21 protein-coding genes and 1 riboswitch are annotated in these 19,231 nt (G+C 63.6%); of the genes, 5 read left to right on the top strand and 16 right to left on the bottom strand.

What is annotated here, in order from left to right; translation table 11 throughout:
- From pcaH to DL237_RS14990, 7 genes are all read right to left on the bottom strand, one after another.
- On the bottom strand, positions 1-729 hold the full coding sequence (gene pcaH / locus DL237_RS15020) for a protocatechuate 3,4-dioxygenase subunit beta (protein WP_119399903.1): 729 nt from the start codon (positions 727-729) through the stop codon (positions 1-3).
- Positions 726-1,121, bottom strand: a complete 396-nt coding sequence (pcaC, locus tag DL237_RS15015; protein ID WP_119399902.1) for a 4-carboxymuconolactone decarboxylase — start codon at positions 1,119-1,121, stop codon at positions 726-728. Before pcaC ends, pcaH begins: the two co-directional genes overlap by 4 nt.
- A complete protein-coding gene (gene pcaD, locus DL237_RS15010) occupies positions 1,114-1,902 on the bottom strand; it encodes a 3-oxoadipate enol-lactonase (RefSeq protein WP_119399901.1) in 789 nt (262 codons plus the stop codon). Before pcaD ends, pcaC begins: the two co-directional genes overlap by 8 nt.
- On the bottom strand, positions 1,902-3,068 hold the full coding sequence (gene pobA, locus DL237_RS15005) for a 4-hydroxybenzoate 3-monooxygenase (protein ID WP_119399900.1): 1,167 nt from the start codon (positions 3,066-3,068) through the stop codon (positions 1,902-1,904). The genes pcaD and pobA overlap by 1 nt, the downstream gene beginning before the upstream one ends.
- 248 nt (positions 3,069-3,316) lie before the next feature.
- Entirely contained in the window at positions 3,317-4,285 is a 969-nt protein-coding gene (locus tag DL237_RS15000; protein WP_119399899.1) for a threonine ammonia-lyase, read from the bottom strand.
- Positions 4,282-5,100, bottom strand: a complete 819-nt coding sequence (locus DL237_RS14995) for an alpha/beta fold hydrolase (protein WP_119399898.1) — start codon at positions 5,098-5,100, stop codon at positions 4,282-4,284. The genes DL237_RS15000 and DL237_RS14995 overlap by 4 nt, the downstream gene beginning before the upstream one ends.
- On the bottom strand, positions 5,100-5,783 hold the full coding sequence (locus DL237_RS14990; RefSeq protein ID WP_119399897.1) for a haloacid dehalogenase type II: 684 nt from the start codon (positions 5,781-5,783) through the stop codon (positions 5,100-5,102). The genes DL237_RS14995 and DL237_RS14990 overlap by 1 nt, the downstream gene beginning before the upstream one ends.
- 165 nt (positions 5,784-5,948) lie before the next feature.
- Between DL237_RS14990 and DL237_RS14985 the strand changes: the two genes are divergently transcribed.
- Entirely contained in the window at positions 5,949-6,383 is a 435-nt protein-coding gene (locus DL237_RS14985; protein WP_119399896.1) for an FKBP-type peptidyl-prolyl cis-trans isomerase, read from the top strand.
- Between the two features lie 154 nt (positions 6,384-6,537).
- Here the strand turns inward: DL237_RS14985 and irr are convergent, their stop codons facing one another.
- Positions 6,538-6,957 carry a Fur family transcriptional regulator Irr gene (irr, locus tag DL237_RS14980; RefSeq protein WP_119399895.1) on the bottom strand — a complete coding sequence of 140 codons (420 nt, stop codon included), beginning with the start codon at positions 6,955-6,957 and terminating at the stop codon, positions 6,538-6,540.
- Between the two features lie 176 nt (positions 6,958-7,133).
- On the opposite strand from irr, the gene fabA reads away from it, so the two are divergent.
- From fabA to DL237_RS14965, 3 genes are read left to right on the top strand one after another with little or no spacing between them, the layout of a single operon-like run.
- The gene (fabA, locus tag DL237_RS14975; RefSeq protein WP_119399894.1) at positions 7,134-7,643 is read left to right on the top strand and encodes a bifunctional 3-hydroxydecanoyl-ACP dehydratase/trans-2-decenoyl-ACP isomerase; all 510 of its coding nucleotides are present in this window, start codon (positions 7,134-7,136) and stop codon (positions 7,641-7,643) included.
- A 23-nt stretch (positions 7,644-7,666) separates the two neighbouring features.
- Complete coding sequence (gene fabB / locus DL237_RS14970) at positions 7,667-8,896, top strand: beta-ketoacyl-ACP synthase I (RefSeq protein ID WP_119399893.1); 1,230 nt, start codon at positions 7,667-7,669, stop codon at positions 8,894-8,896.
- Between the two features lie 6 nt (positions 8,897-8,902).
- Complete coding sequence (locus DL237_RS14965) at positions 8,903-9,691, top strand: enoyl-ACP reductase FabI (protein ID WP_119399892.1); 789 nt, start codon at positions 8,903-8,905, stop codon at positions 9,689-9,691.
- 264 nt (positions 9,692-9,955) lie between these two features.
- Here DL237_RS14965 and trmB read toward each other — a convergent pair whose 3' ends face one another.
- The gene (gene trmB / locus DL237_RS14960) at positions 9,956-10,669 is read right to left on the bottom strand and encodes a tRNA (guanine(46)-N(7))-methyltransferase TrmB (protein ID WP_119399891.1); all 714 of its coding nucleotides are present in this window, start codon (positions 10,667-10,669) and stop codon (positions 9,956-9,958) included.
- Positions 10,670-10,858: 189 nt separating this feature from the next.
- Between trmB and DL237_RS14955 the strand changes: the two genes are divergently transcribed.
- Positions 10,859-11,284: a DoxX family protein gene (locus DL237_RS14955; RefSeq protein ID WP_119399890.1), complete on the top strand. Its 426-nt coding sequence runs from the start codon at positions 10,859-10,861 to the stop codon at positions 11,282-11,284.
- A gap of 97 nt (positions 11,285-11,381) precedes the next feature.
- Here the strand turns inward: DL237_RS14955 and metK are convergent, their stop codons facing one another.
- From metK to miaB, 7 genes are all read right to left on the bottom strand, one after another.
- Entirely contained in the window at positions 11,382-12,563 is a 1,182-nt protein-coding gene (metK, locus tag DL237_RS14950; RefSeq protein ID WP_119399889.1) for a methionine adenosyltransferase, read from the bottom strand.
- A 7-nt stretch (positions 12,564-12,570) separates the two neighbouring features.
- Positions 12,571-12,619, bottom strand: a riboswitch (SAM-SAH riboswitch).
- Between the two features lie 11 nt (positions 12,620-12,630).
- On the bottom strand, positions 12,631-14,160 hold the full coding sequence (gene lnt / locus DL237_RS14945; RefSeq protein WP_119399888.1) for an apolipoprotein N-acyltransferase: 1,530 nt from the start codon (positions 14,158-14,160) through the stop codon (positions 12,631-12,633).
- A 23-nt stretch (positions 14,161-14,183) separates the two neighbouring features.
- A complete protein-coding gene (locus DL237_RS14940) occupies positions 14,184-15,065 on the bottom strand; it encodes a hemolysin family protein (protein WP_119399921.1) in 882 nt (293 codons plus the stop codon).
- Positions 15,066-15,290: 225 nt separating this feature from the next.
- Positions 15,291-15,809 (bottom strand): rRNA maturation RNase YbeY, encoded by a 519-nt coding sequence (ybeY, locus tag DL237_RS14935; RefSeq protein ID WP_119399887.1) that lies wholly within the window; start codon positions 15,807-15,809, stop codon positions 15,291-15,293.
- Between the two features lie 83 nt (positions 15,810-15,892).
- Positions 15,893-16,918 (bottom strand): PhoH family protein, encoded by a 1,026-nt coding sequence (locus DL237_RS14930; protein WP_119399886.1) that lies wholly within the window; start codon positions 16,916-16,918, stop codon positions 15,893-15,895.
- Positions 16,919-17,240: 322 nt separating this feature from the next.
- Positions 17,241-17,573: a hypothetical protein gene (locus tag DL237_RS14925; RefSeq protein WP_119399885.1), complete on the bottom strand. Its 333-nt coding sequence runs from the start codon at positions 17,571-17,573 to the stop codon at positions 17,241-17,243.
- Positions 17,574-17,822: 249 nt separating this feature from the next.
- Complete coding sequence (miaB, locus tag DL237_RS14920; protein WP_119399884.1) at positions 17,823-19,145, bottom strand: tRNA (N6-isopentenyl adenosine(37)-C2)-methylthiotransferase MiaB; 1,323 nt, start codon at positions 19,143-19,145, stop codon at positions 17,823-17,825.
- Positions 19,146-19,231 lie beyond the last annotated feature (86 nt).

The raw sequence follows: 19,231 nt of genomic DNA, 5'->3' as shown, positions 1-19,231 counted from the left end.
TTACATCCCTTCCAGCTTGTTCTCGAACATGGTCTGGCGGCGGCCGCGCAGCACGATGTCGAATTTGTAGGCGAGGAAATCCATACCGCGCGCCTTGGACATGTCCAGCGGTGCGACAAGGCCCTCGATCTGGCCACGGCTCTGCACCGTCTTGACGATCGGGCAGAGGTTGATCAGGGGGTCGCCCTCAAAATACATCTGCGTGATCAGGCGCTGACCGAAGCCGGTGCCGAAGATCGAAAAGTGGATGTGCATGGGCCGCCAGTCGTTGGCGCGGTTCGGCCAGGGATAGGCCCCCGGGCGGATGGTCAGGAATTCATAATAGCCGTTCTCATCCGTGATGGTGCGCCCGCACCCGCCAAAGTTGGGGTCGAGCGGCGCGAAATAGGTGTCTTTCTTGTGGCGATAGCGGCCGCCTGCATTCGCCTGCCAGGCTTCGATCAGGGTATGCGGCACGGGGCGGTTGTTTTCGTCCAGCACGCGGCCATGCACCAGGATGCGTTCCCCCACCGCGGGCGCTTTGCCTTTGGTGTAGTTCATGATCAGGTTATTGTCCCATTCGCCCAGGATGGAATGTCCAAAGCGCGGGCCGGTTTCCTCGGACGGGGTGCTTTCCATCGACAGCAGAGTCCAGCTCGGCGAACGTGGCACCGATGTCTTGTAGTCGGGCGTCAAGGCTGGCGGGTGGGCATCCCGGTTGCGCGGGATCAGCGGGCCTAAGTCTTTCATTTCGTGTCCTCCTCCATTTCAGCATAGGTGGCCTTGGCAAGCTTGAGCGCGTGGTTCGCCTTTGGCACACCGGCGTAGATCGCGACGTGCTGGAACGCTTCCTGCACGTCTTGTTTGGTCGCGCCCGTGCGGGCGGTGGCGCGGATGTGCATCGGGATCTCCTCGAAGTTCCCGGTCGCGGCCAGCAGGGCCAGCGTCAACATCGAGCGTTCGCGGCGGCTGATGCCATCGCTGGCCCAGACAGTGCCCCAGGCGCCTTCCGTGATAAGGGTCTGGAATGGCTCGTCGAATTCGGTCTTGGCGGCTTCGGCGCGGTCGACATGGGCATCCCCCAGAACCGAGCGGCGAACCTCCATGCCTTTTTCAAAACGTGCGGTCTTGTCGTCAGACATGGCCTGTCTCCTTGATGAACGTGTTCAGGATGCGGGCGTATTCCTCGGGCTTTTCGGCGCAGGGCAGATGGCCCGCGCCGCGGATCAGCTCAAATCGCGAGCCGGGCACAAGGTCGATGGTTTCGCGCACGAGGTCCGGCGGAGTCGAGCCGTCTTCGCTCCCCGCGATGCCCAGCAAGGGCAGGCGCAGCCCGCTGGTGGGGGTGTAGAAGTCAGTACCGGAAATGGCCGAGCAGCAGCCCGCGTAGCCCTCAACCGATTGATTGATCAGCATGTTACGCCAGCCTGCGAAGGCGTCCGTTTCACGAAAAGCCTTGCCGAACCAGCGCTGTAACACGGCATCGGCCATGCTCTCTATGCCGTCCTCGCGGGTGGCGCGGACGCGTTCGGCCCACATGTCGGCGGTGCCGATCTTGGCGGCGGAGTTCGAGATGACCAGCGCGCGCACCAGGTCGAGCCGCTTGACGGCAAGGCCCTGCGCAATCATGCCACCGATGGACAGACCGACGAACAGCGCATCCTTGACGCCGAGGTGATCGAGCAGCATTTCCGCGTCACGTACCAGCGTCCCCATGGAATAGGGCCCAGGGGTGGTGTCGGTCAGGCCATGCCCGCGCTTGTCGTAACGGATGATGCGAAGACCTGCGGGCAGCAGCGGAACAAGGTCGTCCCAGAGCCTGAGATCGGTCCCCAGCGAGTTGGCAAAGACGATGGGCGCCCCGTTCGGGTCGCCTTCATCCGTATAGTGGACATTCAGCCCGTCGAGTTTCGCGATACGCATCAGTACGGCAGCCCCACATAGTTTTCGGCCAGGGCGGTCTGCGCGGCTTTTGACATGCGCAGATAGTCCAGCTCGGCCTCCTGCATCTTTTGCTCGAACGCGGATCGTTCGGGAAAGTTGTGCAGCATCGTCGTCATGGACCACGAAAAACGCTCGGATTTCCAGACCCGCGCCAGGGCCTTGTCCGAATAGGTCGCGATCCCTTCGTCATCGCCTGCATAGTGCTGGACCAGCGCATGATAGAGGTAATGCACGTCCGACACGGCAAGGTTGAGGCCCTTGGCGCCCGTCGGGGGCACGATATGCGCGGCGTCACCGACCAGGAACAAGCGTCCCCACGTCATAGGTTCGGCGACGTAAGACCTTAGCGGCGCAATACTTTTTTCAATGGTGGCGCCGGTGATCAGGCGCTCGGCGGCATCTTCGGGGATGCGATGCTTGAGCTCTTCCCAGAAGGCGGCGTCGGACCAGGCGTCGACCTTGTCGGTCAGCGGAACCTGCAGGTAGTAGCGCGAAAGGTTGGCGTTGCGCATCGAGCAGAGGGCGAAGCCGCGGGTGTGTTGGGCGTAGATCAGTTCTTCGGAAACCGGCGGGGTTTCGGACAAGACGCCCAGCCAGCCGAAGGGATAGACCCGTTCGAATTCGCGCAGCACGGAGGACGGGATGCTTTGGCGGGAGGGGCCGTGGTAGCCATCGCAGCCTGCGATGTAGTCGCAGTCGATCCGATGTTCGGTGTCGTCCTTGACGTAGGTCACGAAGGGCGCGTCGGTTTTGGCGTCGTGGATCGTCACGCCGTCGACCTCGTGAATGACCTTTCCGTCCATGGCATCGCGGGCCGCGTAGAGGTCGCGCGTCACTTCGGTCTGGCCGTAGACCATGACCTTCTTGCCCGTATGCTCTTGAAAATCAATGCGGAATCCCTGGTTGCGCGTCGCCAGGTAGGTGCCGTCGTGGGGAAAGCCTTCGGCGTCCATCCGGGCGCCGACGCCGGCTTCGCGCAGCATCTCGACCGTGCCCCATTCCAGCACACCGGCCCGGATGCGCGACAGGACATATTCGCGAGAGCGGCGTTCCAGCACGATCGTGTCGATACCTGCCTTGTGCAGCAGTTGTGACAGCAAGAGACCCGAAGGCCCGCCGCCAATGATGGCAACTTGTGTACGCATGGCATCCTCCCTGTTCGCTGTGCGATCAGTGACAAAAGTAGTTGCCTGTGTCAATTAAAATCGAGATGCAGGGGCGGAATCCGAACGTCGGTATCGTGTCGGTATCTGTACGGTTTCCGAGCGGTTTTTCGCACGGCTTTTTGCAAGGGCCCCGGCGCGCCACAGTCCTGTTGCGCCGGGGGCGGAGGCGGAGGCGGGGCGCCGGGCGGGGACCGTCCGTGCCTGCATCAGCTGCCGTCGTGCATATGTCAGAGCGTGGAGAGGGCGCGGGTGAACATGGCCGGGTCGACGTTGCCGCCCGAGACGACTGCGATGACGGTGTCGCCCTCGATCGCGTCGGCACGGTACAGGGCGGCGGCCAGCGCCACGGCGCCACCAGGCTCTGCCACGATCTTGAGCCGCAGGAAGGCCTGCGCCATGGCGCGCAACGCTTCGTCTTCGGTCACGGTCAGGCCGGGACCACAACGCGCCTTGAGGATGGGAAAGGTGATCTTGCCCGGCTGGGGCGTGATGATGGCGTCGCAGATATTGCCCGACAGGGCGGCGTTGGTTTCGATCTGGCCCGACGCCAGCGACCGCGCGACGTCATCGAAGCCTTCGGGTTCGACCGGACGCACAAGGATGCCCGGCGCGCGTTCGGCACAGGCCAGTGCGATACCCGAGGTCAGGCCCCCACCACCACAACACACCAGCAGTTCGGCCTGCGTGACCCCAAGGTTGGCGGCGTCGCGGGCGATTTCCAGGCCGATCGTGCCCTGTCCGGCAATGACCTGGGGATCGTCGAACGGCTTGATCAGGGTCAGGCCGCGTTCGATGGCCAGCTGTTCGCCAATCTCGTCCCGGTCCTCGGTGGCGCGGTCATAGAGCACGACTTCGGCACCCAGGGCGCGGGTGTTCTCGATCTTGAGGGCGGGGGCATCGGCGGGCATCACGATGACCGAGGGAACGCCATGTATCTGTGCCGCCAGCGCGACGCCCTGGGCATGGTTCCCGGACGAAAAGGCGATGACGCCACAATCGCGCACCGCGGGATCGAGCGCGGAGATGGCGGACCATGCACCCCGGAACTTGAAGCTGCCGGTGTGTTGCAGGCACTCGGGCTTGATCAGCACACGCCGCCCGGCGATCCGGTCGAGGAAGGGAGAAGAGAGAAGCGGCGTATGGCGCGCGTGGCCGTCGAGACGGTCAGCGGCGGCCATGATCATTTCAAAGTTCATTGCAGTTTTTCCAGCCAGAGCGAGAGAGCGGCGAGGGAAGGTTCCTCGTCAAGAAAGGGGATATGGCCCCGGTCGGGCACATGAGCGGTGATCAGCCCGGGGTGATGGTCGGCCATGCGCGCCACCACGGCAGAGGACAGCAGATCGGAGTTTTCGCCGTGGATCACCGCGCAGGGCAGATCCGAGAGGGCATCGAACAGCGGCCACAGATCCGGTGTGGCCTGTGGCGTATCCCCGAACACGGCATCGCGCAGGGTGGGATCGTAGGTGATGACCAGCCCGGCGGCTGTTTCGACATTGGTATTTGCCATCACCTGCCGCCAGCGATCGAAGGGCACGCCCGGAAACGCGGGATCGGGCAGGCGCGCGGCGGCGGCGGCATCCAGCGTGGCAAAGGGCGGATTGATGCCGAGATACCCTGCGATGTTATCGAGGCCCTCGGCTGATAGCTCCGGTCCGACATCGTTGAAGGCAACGCCGAGCAGGCGGTTGCGGGCGGTCACCGCCAGGATCAGCGCGATCAGCCCGCCGCGTGACGTGCCCAGGATCGCGGCGCGCGCGATGCCGAGATGGTCGAGGAGGGCGACCGCGTCCTTCGCCTCGGTCTGCACGGTATAGGTTGCGGGCCCGGTCCATTCGGACAGGCCGCGCCCGCGGTAATCCATGCGGATCATCCGCACCTCGGGCAGATGGGGGGCGACGAAATCGAAGTCGCGGGCATTGCGCGTGAGCCCCGAGAGGCAGAGCAGGGGCGTGCCGGTGCCAGTGTCCTCGTAATAGATCGAGGCGCCATCGGGTGCTTTGAAATGCGGCATCAGTAGATCCTCAGGTCCGGTACGGGGGCGAGGGTGGTCAGCCGGTGGGCGGGCGTGCCCGGCAGGCGATCGACCGGCGCGCCGCCGCGATTGACCCATGCCGTGTCAAAGCCGTAGGCCGCCGCCGCCGACGCATCCCAGCCATTCGAGCTGACGAAAAGCACCTGATCGGGGGTGCAGCCAAAGTGCTGGCCGACAAGATCGTACACGGCGCGGGCAGGTTTGAAGATGCCGACGCTTTCGACCGAAAGCACCGCATCGAGCAGGTCGCCCAGGCCGGCGGAGTGGACGGCGCCGTCAAGCATGTCGGGCGACCCGTTGGAGAGAATCGCCGTGTGCAGCCCCTGGGCGCGAAGTTGCGCCAGCACCTGCGGCACTTCGGGATAGCTGGAGAGGTTCCAGTAAAGCTGAAGCAGGCGTTCGCGCAGGGCCGGGTCCGTCAGGCCCTCGGCCTCCATCGCCCAGTCGAGCGCATCCTGTGTCACCTGCCAGAAATCACAGTGGATGCCGCGCAGGGCGCGCAGCCAGGAATACTCCAACTGCTTGCGGCGCCAGTGTTCCGCGATGGCTGGCCAATGGGCGGAAAAGGCATCGCGGCCCGGTTCCTGGGCAGCTTCTCGCGCAGCGGCGTTGACATCGAACAGGGTTCCGTAGGCGTCGAAGACACAGGTGGTGACGGGCATGGCGGCATCCTTCCGCGTGTGACATTGCCACGCGGATTCGGGACAGGGAAGAGCGGTTTGCGCCCGGCGAGAGCCTGCGGTACACTGGGGTCAGTCAAGACAGGCACCCGCGCCCCAATGAGGCGTGGCCCTGAAATTCACCTCCCGAACATGATTGGATATAGCATGAGCGAAGCCAAATCGGGCGACACCGTTCGCATTCATTACACTGGTACCCTGGCCGACGGCACGACGTTTGACAGTTCCGACGGGCGCGACCCGCTGGAGTTCACCGTCGGATCCGGTCAGATCATCCCCGGCCTGGACAAGGCGATCCCCGGCATGGCCGTGGGCGACGAGAAGAAAGTCGAGATCGCGTGCGACGAGGCCTATGGCCAGCGCGACCCGAACGCGATGCAATCCGTGCCGCGTGAGGCGATCCCCGACACGATCCCGCTGGAAGTGGGTCTGCAACTGCAGATGAGCTCTCCTCAGGGGCAGGCAATTCCGGTGACCGTGGCCGAGATCGGTGACGAGCAGGTCCTGCTGGACGCCAACCACATGCTGGCGGGCAAGGACCTGATCTTTGACGTCAAGATGGTCGAGATCGTCGCCGCCTGAGGTCGTCTGACCCAAGCGCCCAACACGCGAAGGCCCCGCCACGGAAAACCTCCGGGCGGGGCCTTTTCATTTGGGCGGGGCGCCAGAGAGAAGCTGCCGGCGGAGAGAGGGAGGCGACAGTGGCCGCCCGACGGCCCCCCGGGCGCGGGACGCCCTATTCGTCGCGGCGCAGGCGGATCACCACGTCGACCTTGGCGATCGAGGCGCCCTTGGGTGCGCGCGGCAGGCGCGAGATCTCAAGCTCGTCACTGGGGGCGTCGGTCAGTTCACCGTCGTCTTCCCAGTAGAAATGCGGGTGATCGTGCATGTTGGTGTCGAAATAGCTGCGCGAGCCATCGACGGTGATCTCGCGCATCAGGCCGACATCGCAGAAGGCACGTAAGGTATTGTAGACGGTCGCCAGGGACACCGGTTGCCCGGTTTCCTTTGCCGCGGCGAACAGGCTCTCGGCGGTGACATGGCGATTTCTGCCATCCCCCACCAAAAGCGCCGCCAGCCCCAGTCGCTGCCGTGTCGGTCGCAAACCTGCCTTGGAGAGCCAGGAGGCGCCGCGTTCGGTTGCCATTGCACACATGCCGTTCTTGTATCCCGCTGTTCACCCGACAATATAGGGAAAAACACCACCAAGACGCAACAGGTCTGGCAAAAGCCCGCAAGAAGGCGATGCGCCACCCGGACTTGCATGGCAAGCTGGCGCGATGATAGAGGAAGCAGGACTTTGAGACACGAGATGAAAGGGGCGTGCCACTGATGGCCGACTATCCCACGAGCTTTGACCGGGACGACCTTCTGAAATGCGCGCGCGGAGAGCTTTTCGGGCCGGGCAATGCACAGCTTCCGGCGCCACCCATGCTGATGATGGACCGCATCACCGATGTGTCCGGCGACGGCGGGGCGCATGGCAAGGGGCACATTGTTGCCGAGTTCGACATTACACCGGATCTGTGGTTCTTTGACTGCCACTTTCCCGGCAATCCGATCATGCCCGGCTGCCTTGGCCTGGATGGCCTGTGGCAGCTGACCGGCTTCAACCTCGGCTGGCGTGGCTGGCAGGGGCGCGGCTATGCCCTGGGTGTCGGCGAAGTGAAGCTGACGGGCATGGTGCGCCCGGATCGCAAGAAGCTGACCTATTACGTCGATTTCACCAAGGCCATCCAGACGCGCCGCCTGACCATGGGTGTGGCGGACGGCCGGGTAGAGGCCGACGGCGAAGTGATCTATCAGGTCAAGGATATGAAAGTCGCGCTGTCAGAAGGCTGACGCGACAAGGGAAGGAGAGCTTCATGCGCCGAGTTGTCGTTACCGGATTGGGAATCGTCTCTTCGATCGGAAACAATGCAGAAGAAGTCACCGCCTCGCTGAAAGCGGGCCGCTCGGGTATCGAAGCATCACCCGAAATGGCGGAATACGGCTTTCGCAGCCAGGTGGCAGGCACGCTGAAGATCGATGTGGCCGAACATGTCGACAAACGCGCCCTGCGTTTCATGGGGCCGGGTGCGGCCTATGCCCATATCGCCCTGACCCAGGCAATTGCCGACGCCGGGCTCGAGGAAAGCGATATCATCAACCCGCGCACCGGCCTTGTCGCCGGGTCCGGCGGGCCGTCGACCAGCGCGATCTTTGCCGCGCACCAGACAGTGCTGAAATCCGGCGCGACGAAACGCATCGGCCCCTTTGCCGTGCCCAAGGCGATGGGGTCCACCATCTCGGCAAACCTTGCGACGGCGTTCAAGATCAAGGGGATCAACTATTCGATCACCTCGGCCTGCTCGACATCGCTGCACTGCATCGGCAATGCGGCCGAGCAGATCATGATGGGCAAGCAGGACGTGATGTTTGCCGGTGGTGGAGAGGAGCTCGACTGGACGCTGTCCTGCCTGTTCGACGCGATGGGTGCGATGAGCAGCAAGCACAACGCCACCCCCGAGGCCGCGAGCCGAGCCTTTGATGCCAGCCGCGACGGGTTCGTGATTTCCGGCGGCGGCGGCATGGTCGTGCTGGAGGAGCTGGAGCACGCCAAGGCGCGTGGCGCCACGATCTACGCCGAAGTGACGGGCTATGCGGCGACCTCGGACGGGCATGACATGGTTGCGCCATCGGGCGAAGGCGGCGAGCGGGCGATGCGCCTGGCGCTGGAAACCCTGCCCGAGGGGCGCAAGGTCGGCTATATCAACGCGCATGGTACGTCCACGCCTGTGGGCGACGTAGGCGAAGTGCAATCGGTGCGCCGGGTGTTCGGGCAAGGCGCGACGCCGCCGATCAGCTCGACCAAGTCGATGACCGGCCATGCGCAGGGCGCGGCCGGCGCGCTGGAGGCGATCTTCTGCCTGTTGATGCTGCGGGACAATTTCATCGCCCCCTCGATCAACGTCGAAACGCTCGACGAGGCACTGGACCCTGCCGAGATCGCGACAAAGCTGGTCGAACAGGCCAGCCTCGACACGGTCATGACGAACTCCTTTGGTTTTGGCGGCACGAACGGTTCGATGCTGCTGTCGCGGTATAACGGATAAGAACAGATGAGCGGATTGATGCAGGGAAAACGCGGTCTTGTGATGGGGGTCGCGAACGAGCGCTCGATCGCCTGGGGGATCGCCAAGGCAATGCACGGGGCGGGGGCCGAACTGGCCTTTACCTACCAGGGCGAGAACTTCGGCAAACGTGTCAAACCGCTCGCTGCCTCGATCGGGGTGGATCTGCTGGTGGATGCGGATGTCACGGACGATGCCTCGATGGATGCCGCGTTCGAGACGCTGACGTCCGCATGGGGCAGCCTGGACTTCGTTGTCCATGCCATCGCCTATTCCAACAAGGACGAGCTGGCGGGGCGGTTCATCAACACCAGCCGCGACAACTTCAAGAACTCGCTGGATATCTCGTGCTATTCGCTGATCGACGTCGCGCGCCGTGCAGCGCCCCTGATGACAGTCGGCGGCACCATCCTGACGCTGACATACCAGGGGTCCACCCGCGTCACCCCGTTCTACAACGTGATGGGCGTCGCCAAGGCGGCGCTTGAATCGGCGGTGCTGTACCTGGCAAACGACCTGGGCCCCCAGGGGATTCGCGTCAATGCCATCTCTCCCGGCCCGATGAAGACGCTTGCCGGCGCGGCGATCGGCGGAGCACGCAAGACCTTTCGCCAGACCGAGGCCAATGCACCGCTGCGGGCGAATGCCACGCTGGAAGCAGTCGGAGGCACTGCGGTCTACCTCGCCTCGGACGCCGGGGCCTGCACAAGCGGCGAGATCATCCGGGTCGATGGCGGCTATCACGTGCTGGGCATGCCGCAGGCCGAAAACATCTGAGGCAGATGCCGCCGCTTACCGCTGATGTGGCACCAGCCTCCGGCGGGGATATTTCGAACAGGGAAACATCCGGGGCTCGGTCCCAGTTTACCTTCCGTTAGCAAAGAAATGTAAGCTTTATATCGCGGTACAGGGAGGGATCCCGATGACCGCACAGGGAAACACCCCTTCGTTCGGCCGGGCCGCCGGAGGGGTGTTTTTTCATGTTTCCCTGTTCGAAATATCCCCGCCGGAGGCTCGGGCAGCCATGCTGACCGACAAAGGTCAAAGTTTGCGGAACGTCAGGTAGTGCGGCGTGCGGTCTTCACGCAGGGCTTTTTGCTCATAACGGGTCGAGATCCAGTCGGGCCAAGCCGCGCGCCAGTCAGTGGGACTTTCGGCGAGCCATTCAAAGCCTTGCGGCGGAACTTCCTCGAGGGTTTGGCGGACGTAGTCAGGTATATCGGTGGCCACGCGAAAAATGGCGCCTGGCTTGAGCACGCGGGCGAGTGGTGCGAGGTGCTCTTGTGTCACGAAGCGGCGGCGGTGGTGGCGTTTCTTTGGCCAGGGATCCGGGTAGAGCAGGAAAGCGCGCGAGATTGAGGCCTGTGGCAACACGTCGAAGAGGTTGCGCGCGTCGCCGGGGTAGACGGCCAGATTGCTGACCCCTGCATCGCGGATCTTGCCAAGAAGCATTGCGACGCCGTTGATATAGGGCTCTGCGCCGATCAGGCCGACATCGGGGTTGGCTGCCGCCTGGTGCACGAGGTGTTCACCGCCCCCGAACCCGATTTCGAGCCAGACGGGTTTGCCGCCGAAGCGTTGTTCGAGGTCGAGTGGCAGGCGATCCGGGTTCACGTCCCAGTCGACCGCTCCGGGCGAGAGGTCTGCCAGATCCTCGTCGAGGTAGACTTCCTGCGATTTCCGCAGGCCCTTGCCTTTGAAACGGCCATAAAAATTGCGCCATGGGGCACCGGAGGGATGTTGATCGTTCTTCATGGCTGCCTGTTAGCGCCGGACGCGAGATCGTTCAACTAAAACTGCTGGTCAGGATGCAACGAGGTGTTCTGTGCAAATTTGCACTGAATGTATTGAAAATAGAGGAATGGTGCAAATCATCTGCATCCCCCATCTTGCCGGCAAGGGCCCGATAACGGGCCGCATCAATTTAACTTAGGATATGTGCATATGACACCTCTCAATCAACTCCAGTACTACGCAGCGCCCCTGGGACGCGTGCTGTTGTCGGTGATGTTCATCAGCTCAGGTTTGCAGAAACTGTTCGGATATGCCGGGACGCAACAATACATGGAATACATGGGCGTGCCCGGCGCGTTGTTGCCGCTGGTCATCCTGACCGAAGTTGGTGGCGGTCTGGCCCTGCTGTTGGGTTGGAAAGCCCGTCTGGCAGCCTTTTTGCTGGCCGGTTTCGCGCTGCTGTCGGGGCTGTTGTTCCACCTGGTTCCATCGTTCGCCCTGGAGGGAATGGAGGCACAGACACAGATGATCGGCTTTTGGAAAAACGTCTCGATCGCGGGTGGCATGTTGATGGTCACGGCCTTCGGCGCGGGGCCGCTTTCGATAGATCGCAGCCCGGAGATACCCGCCAAGTAAGGGCGTTGGCGGATTGGCCCGACCATGAATGCCAACCCGACCATGAATGCAAAAAGGCCCCGCTGCTGCGGGGCCTTTTCCTTTGGCGGGGTCTTTGTCAGACGGCCTTTTTGAGGGCCTCGACCAAGTCGGTCTTTTCCCAGGAAAAACCGCCGTCGGCGTCAGGGGCGCGGCCGAAGTGGCCGTAGGCGGCCGTGCGCTGATAGATCGGCTTGTTCAGCTCCAGGTGGCGGCGGATGCCGCCGGGGGTCAGATCCATCACGCGGGCGACGGCGGCTTCGATCTGGGCCTCGTCGACCTCGCCGGTGCCGTAGGTATCGGCATAGATCGACAAGGGCTTCGAGATGCCGATCGCGTAGGAGAGCTGGATCGTGCACTTTTTTGCCATGCCCGCAGCGACCACGTTCTTGGCAAGGTAGCGTGCGGCATAGGCAGCCGAGCGGTCGACCTTGGTCGGATCCTTGCCCGAGAACGCACCGCCGCCGTGCGGTGCGGCACCGCCGTAGGTGTCGACGATGATCTTGCGACCGGTCAGGCCGGCATCGCCGTCGGGGCCGCCGATGACGAACTTGCCGGTCGGGTTGACCCACCATTCGGTCTCGTCCGTCAGCCAGCCATCGGGCAGGACGTCGCGGATGTAGGGTTCGACGATGGCGCGGATGTCGGCGCTGGTCTGGGAGTCGTCGGCGTGCTGTGTCGACAGGACGAGTTGCGTGACACCGACCGGCATGCCGTTTTCATAGCGCAGCGACAGCTGGCTCTTGGCATCGGGGCGCAGCGAAGGTTCGGTGCCGTCCTTGCGCACCTCGGCCAGACGCTTGAGTATGGCGTGGGCATAGTGGATCGGCGCCGGCATGAGCTGCGGGGTTTCATCCGTGGCGTAGCCGAACATGATGCCCTGGTCGCCAGCGCCCTCTTCCTTGTCGGTGGCGGCGTCGACGCCCTGGGCGATATGGGCGGATTGTTCGTGCAGCAGGTTGGTGATTTCCACGGTTTCGTGGTGGAATTTTTCCTGCTCGTACCCGATGTCCTTGATGCAGGCGCGGGCGATGGCGTCGATACTCTCCATGTAGCGGGCCAGCTTGTCCTGATCTGCCAGGCCGATTTCGCCGCCGATCACGACACGATTGGTGGTGGCAAAGGTTTCACAGGCGACGCGTGCCTCTGGCTCCTCGGCAATCAGGGCATCCAGCACCGCGTCCGAAATCCGGTCGCAGACCTTGTCCGGGTGGCCTTCCGAGACGCTCTCGGAAGTGAAAATATAGCTTTGTCTTGTCATTGGGAAGTGCTCCGATATGTCTTACCTGCCCCGTCAGGAAGCCGTTGGGGCGGCGTGTACAACTTGGTTACGACTGCGGGTCGGGATGGTCAATCGCTTTATGCCCGGGTGCTGAACGAGGCATGAACGCCAGAGCCGCCGACAGGGCGAGTGCCAGAAATGCCGCCAGCAGCGCCGGCAGGTCGCCGTGACGGGCGTAGGGTGTCGCGGGGGCAGCCGATGGCAGGGCCACGTCGAGATACCCCGCCTGGCCCAGCGGCAACGCGTCCAGAACTGTGCCATCAGCCGCGATCAGCGCCGAGATGCCGGTGTTGGCGACGCGGATCATCGGCAGCCCCTGTTCGACACTGCGCAGGCGGGCCTGCGCAAGGTGTTGATAGGGGCCGGAAAAGGTGCCGAACCAGGCATCGTTGGTGATTTGAAGCAGCAGATCGGGGCGGGCGGGCGCATTGCGGATATCGCGGGGAAACACCGCTTCGTAGCAGATCAGGGGCAGGGCGGTTCCGACGCCGGGGATCGTGATCAGATGCGGACCGGGGCCGGCGGAAAAGCCATGCCCGGTCTGGGCGGCAAAGGCCGTGATGCCGAGCTTTGCCAGCAGATCGCCAAAGGGAATATATTCCCCGAAGGGCACGAGGTGATGCTTGTCATACAGGTCGACCAGCGTCGCGTCCGGGCCGATCACGGCGAGAGAGTTGTAGTAGCGCCCATCCTGGCTGCGATTGATCCCGACGGCCAGGGGCGCGCCATTCGCATCGCGCGACAGCATCGCGGGCAGGCCGGGGTTCTGGTCGAGCAGGTAGGGAATGGCCGTTTCAGGCCAGACGATCAGGTCCGGCGTCGGTGCGGCGCTGCTGTAATCCAGCTGACGGCGAAAAAACATCGCGGACTTTTCAGAATCCCATTTTTCGCGTTGCGGGGCATTGGGTTGGACCAGTCGCACGATGGGGGCGCCGGGGCCTGCCGGGGGCGCCAGGGGGCGCGCGAGGGGCGACAGGAGCAGGAGTGCGGCGAGCAATGCGGCGCCTGTCAGGGCGGGCCGCCACTGGCGTCGCGACAGGGCCGCGCCGAAGGCGGCAGCGGGCAGCAGGAGTGCCAGGCTGAGGGCGTGGGGCCCGGCAAGCGCGGCGAGCGGCAGGATCGGGCTGGGGATGAGGTTCTGGCCGATCAGGGACCAGGGAAATCCGGTGAAGATCCAGCCGCGCAGGGCCTCGGACAGCGTCAGGGCAGCGGCGAAGGCCAGTGCCGGGGCCAGTGCACCCCTGGGGGCCACGCGCCGGGCCAGGTAAAGGGCGAGGGCCCAGAACAAGGCCAGCCCGCCGCTGAGCAGGATCAGTGCAAACGGCGCCATCCAGCCGTCATGGGCCGCGTCGACCATGAAGGGTTCGACGATCCACAACAGGGCCGCAGCGAAATAGCCGAAACCGAAGCGCCAACCGGCGAGGGCGGCGGCGCGTGGCGAAGGCGAACGCAGATGCGCCAGCGCAAGCAGCGAAAAGCCGGCCAGCGCAAGCAGCCAGAGCGAGACCGGAGCCTGCCCGCCCGCCGCCAAAATCCCGGCGGGCAGGGTCCACCAGGCAATCAGGCGTCGGGGCATTGCATTCAATTCCGGTCTTTCGCTCAGGTGGCCGCGGCGCTGGCGGAGAGGTCGGTGTTCAGTCGCACGCGCAACCGCTTGATCCGACGGGGATCGGCCTCGACCACCTCGAATTCATGGCCGGCGGGGTGTTCGACGACCTCGCCGCGGGCGGGCACACGACCCGACAGCATGACGACCAGTCCGCCGAGGGTGTCGATTTCCTCTTCGTCGACGCTGTCGTCGTCGGTGAGAGAGGTGCCGATCGCCTCTTCGAATTCATCCAGCGGCGCCTTGGCCAGGGCGAGGTAGCTGCCCGAGGCCTCACGTGTCCAGAGGGCGTCCTCCTCCACGTCGTGTTCATCCTCGATCTCACCGATGACCTGTTCGATCAGGTCCTCGATCGTGACGAGGCCGTCGACGCCACCGTATTCGTCGATCACAAGGGCCATGTGGCGACGATCCGATTGCATCTTTTGCAGCAGAACCCCGATCGGCATCGACGGCGGAACGAACAGCAGCGGGCGCAGCAACGCCTTGAGCGAAAACCGAGAGTTGGCGTCCCAGCCGTGGCGCAGGGCAAAGTCCTTGAGGTGCACCATGCCGACAGGCGTATCCAGCGTGCCCTGGTAGACGGGCAGGCGCGTCATGCCGCTGTCGCGAAAGACCTTGACCAGTTCGGCCTGGGTGATGGTCGAGGGAACCGAGACGATTTCGGCCTTGGGAATCGAGACGTCTTCGACCCGCATCCGGCGCAGGTTCAGCAACGAGTGGTGCGCGCGGCGATCCCCGTCGGTGCTGCGCATGGGCATGGGTTCGGGTTCGTCGCAATCTTCTTCCTCGGGTGTCCGAGACGAAAAAAGACGGCGCAGGAAACCGCCCTTGCCAAAGAGGGAGGCATCTTCTTCCTCGACCTCTGAAGGCATGGAAATCACGTAACCGTTTTGCGACCGGGTGTCGGCGGCAGGCGCGTCGGTCGCGGATACGACCGGATCGGTGGCTGCCCGCGCAGGGAAGCCGTCGCCTTCGAATTTGACCACGGAAGCCCCCAAGGGGGGCGCGGGGTCTGGATCCTGGGGCAGCGCGCGGCGCGCTGCGTTAGAAGACCCGTCTGTGCTGTCGCCCATTGTACCTTTCCAGTTGTCGCGGGCCTATTGCCCGCCATTTCGATTATATGGGTCACCGATACCCAGATTGCCAAGTATTTCGACTTCTTTCCGCTCCATCAGCTCCGCATCGCCGTCCCGGACGTGGTCATAGCCCAGAAGATGAAGGATTCCGTGCACGACGAGGTGCGTCACGTGGTCCGCGAAGGGCAGGCCTGATTCTTTCGCTTCGCGGGCACAGGTGTCGTAGGAGATGGCAATATCGCCCAGTTCACTGTCCATGGGATCGTCGCTGTCGGGCGCAAAGGGGGGCGCACCGTCCTCTTGCGCTGCCAGATCCTCGGCGGGCCAGGACAGGACGTTCGTGGGGGTGGGCTTGTCGCGAAATTCGGTGTTGAGGCGGGCAATCCGCGCATCGTCACAGCCCATGACGCAGATTTCATGCGCGCCGACGTCGATGCCGAGGTGCGTCAGGGTGGCGAGCGCGGCGCGTTCGGCCAACGAGGCAAGGCCGGCGGTGTGCCAGCGGTCATCCTCGATCACGGTATCTGTCAGTGCGCTCACGTTGCTCGCAGGGGCTGTCGGCCCCCGCACCCCCGGACTAAATCGGCAGGACGGGGCATCGGGCCGCGTCCTGCCAGGAGACGTTATGTGGTTTCGTCGGCCTCATAGGCTTCGATGATCTTGGCCACAAGGGGGTGGCGCACGACATCCTTGGAGGTGAAGTAGTTGAAGCTGATGTCGGGAATATGACTGAGCAGGCGTTCCGCGTCGCGCAGGCCGGAATTGACTCCGCGCGGCAGGTCGACCTGCGACCGGTCCCCGGTGATCGCCATGCGTGACCCCTGACCAAGCCGGGTCAGGAACATTTTCATCTGCATGGTGGTGGCGTTCTGCGCCTCGTCCAGCACCACGTAGGCGTTTGCAAGGGTGCGGCCCCGCATGAAGGCCAGCGGCGCGATCTCGATCCGCTTTTCCTCCATCAGCTTGGCGAGTTGCTTGCCGGGCAGGAAGTCGTTCAGGGCGTCGTAGAGCGGCTGCATGTAGGGATCGATCTTGTCCTTCATGTCGCCGGGCAGATAGCCGAGCTTTTCGCCCGCTTCGACAGCGGGGCGGGACAGGATGATCTTGTCGACGTGGCCTTCGATGAACATCGAAACGGCGACTGCCACGGCAAGGTAGGTCTTGCCCGTGCCGGCAGGGCCGATGCCAAAGGCGAGTTCATGGGCGAAGAGGTTCTGGACATAGGCTTTTTGTGCCTCGGTCCGGGGTTCGACCATTTTCTTGCGGGTCTTGATCTCGACCCGGCCACCTTTGAACATCTCAAGCTGGGCACCGGCGTCGCCGGGCGTGGTGGTGGCGGGGATGGCTGCGGAACTGTTCATGCGCAATTCGCGATCTATATCGCCGCTCTCGACCTCCCGACCGGCCTCGAGGCGGGAATAGAGCGCGCGCAGGACATCCACCGTTTCTTTCGCGGCTGGGGCGCTGCCAATGGCGATAAGGTGGTTGCCGCGACGCAGGATCTGGGTGCCGAGGTGTTTTTCAATCTGGGCCAGATTGCGATCAAATTCGCCGCAGAGTTCTATCAGAAGAAAGTTGTCGGGAAATTCGACAGCGACTTCGGCTAGGGTGACATCATCCGATTGCGGGGTCAGCAGGCTTGTGGCCAAGTAGCGCTCCTTCAATGGGCTTGGGTCGCAGAGAGGGCTCGCAGGGCGCGGCCCCTGACATATAAGGTGGCAGCGCGCGCGGCTTCCGGCAAGCCCCGAATGATCGCTTGGGCGACACTCTGCCCGCAAAGTATGAAAATACCGCAACGAAAGGACCGGGGCATCGATCGCTCCGGACGCGACGCGGGGCGCGGATGGCCTGGCGACGCGGCGGGGCTGGCCCGTTATGGCGGGTCGCAAAGGCAAAAGCCGGCGCACGGAGATGCGTCGGCCCTTGCAATGTCGGGAGGCTGGGGCGTGGCGCGCCGCACGGAGCGGGGCGTCAGCCGTTCTGACGGCTCAGGTAGGTCAGGGATTCTTCGTAGATCCGGGTCATTTCGGCACGCATGGCCGCCGGATCGTTGACCAGGGCGGGGTTGCGGCAGATGTCGTTGCCGATGGCCTCCGACGTTTCCTGATCATAGCCGAGCGCGCGCAGGCTGCGGATGAATTTCGGATTGGCATGGTCCCAGATCACCTCGGTCCAGGGGCCGCGAAAGCAGCTGACGATGACCGGGCGAGGTGCGGTTTCGGGGGTGGCCGGGGTCGACGCCAGGGCGGGAACGGACGGCAGCAGGCACAGCGCGAACGCCGCAGAGTTGAGCAAGGTTTTCATTTTTACGGTCCTGAAAGCGGAGCGGCGCCGGATTGTGCATCCTTCTGGAGGCCATGCCGGGATCGCCTGAAACATCATGTCAGGCAGGCTTGGTGCGCTGCCCCATGTCATGGACAGCACTTACGCCGGTGTATCGAATTTACAAAGTATTTTAGTCGAATAGGGTAAACGTAGGGGCGGCGCCGGTCCGGGACCATGGCCGGACCTGCTGATGGCTCTTACCTGGGGGCGCGGCAATCCGAGGGGCGCTTACAGCACGACCCCGGAGAGGGAGTTGGTGTTTGATCCGATGATGCGCACGCGGCGCAGGTCGCCGGGTTGCAGGGTATCGGAATCGACATGCACGGCATGCAGGTGGTCCGATTTTCCGACCATCTGCCCCGGCATCCGGCCCGCCTTTTCGAACAATACCCCAACCTCCTTGCCGATCATCGCATCCTGAACGGCGCGCTGCTGACGGGTGATCAGGGCCTGCAATTCGGCAAGCCGTTCAGAGGCGACGGCATCGTCGATCTGGCCGCGTTCCGCCGCGGGGGTGCCGGGCCGGGTGGAGTACTTGAAGCTGTAGGCCTGCCCATAGCCGACCTCTTCGATCAGGCGGACGGTATCACGGAAATCCGCGTCGGTTTCCTCGGGGAAGCCGACGATGAAGTCGCCTGAGAGCAGGATGTCGGGACGGGCCGTGCGAATGCGGTCGATCAGGCGCAGGTAGCTGTCGCGGGTATGGCTGCGGTTCATCCGTTTCAGAATGTGGTCGCTGCCCGATTGCACGGGCAGGTGCAGGTAGGGCATCAGCTTTTCGCAGCGGCCATGGGCGTCGATCAGATCGTCGCTCATGTCGTTGGGGTGCGAGGTGGTAAAGCGCAGACGCTCTAGGCCGTCGATCTCGGCCAGCTCCCAGATCAGGCGGGCCAGCGTCCAGTCCCGGCCATCCGTCCCGGCGCCGTGGTAGGCGTTGACGTTCTGACCCAGCATGGTGATTTCGCGCACGCCGCGCGCGACCAGGTCCCGCGCCTCGGTGAGGATGCGATCGACGGGGCGGGATACTTCGGCGCCACGTGTATAGGGCACGACGCAGAAGGCACAGAACTTGTCGCACCCTTCCTGAACGGTCAGGAAAGCGGTGGGACCACGTTTCGATTTCGGACGGGCCTTCAACAGCTCGAACTTGTCTTCTTCGGGGAAATCGGTGTCGAGCACCTTTTCGCCGCCACCCGCCCTGGCTTCCATCTCGGGCAGGCGGTGATAGCTTTGCGGGCCGACGACCAGATCGACCATCGGTTGACGGCGCATGATCTCGGCGCCTTCGGCCTGCGCGACACATCCGGCGATGCCGATCTTTAGATCGGGTTTGGCGGTCTTGAGGTCGCGCATCCGGCCAAGTTCCGAATAGATCTTTTCAGCCGCTTTTTCACGAATATGACACGTGTTGAGCAGGATCATGTCCGCCTCGGCCGCAGAGGAGACTTCCTCGTAGCCGTTGCCGCCGAGCGCTTCGGCCATACGCTCGCTGTCATAGACGTTCATCTGGCAACCGTAGGTCTTGATGAACAGCTTCTTGGTCTCGGCCATGATCGCTTGCCTTATCGGGAAAGGGACGTGTGGGAACAAGGCGGTGTCCTACACCAGATGCGGGGGTGCTTGCAATGCAGGGGAAA

Source organism: Pseudooceanicola sediminis, from assembly GCF_003575965.1.
Lineage (GTDB): Bacteria > Pseudomonadota > Alphaproteobacteria > Rhodobacterales > Rhodobacteraceae > Pseudooceanicola > Pseudooceanicola sediminis.
Note: the sequence above shows the minus strand (reverse complement) of the source record. Positions and strands in the feature narration are given on the sequence as shown.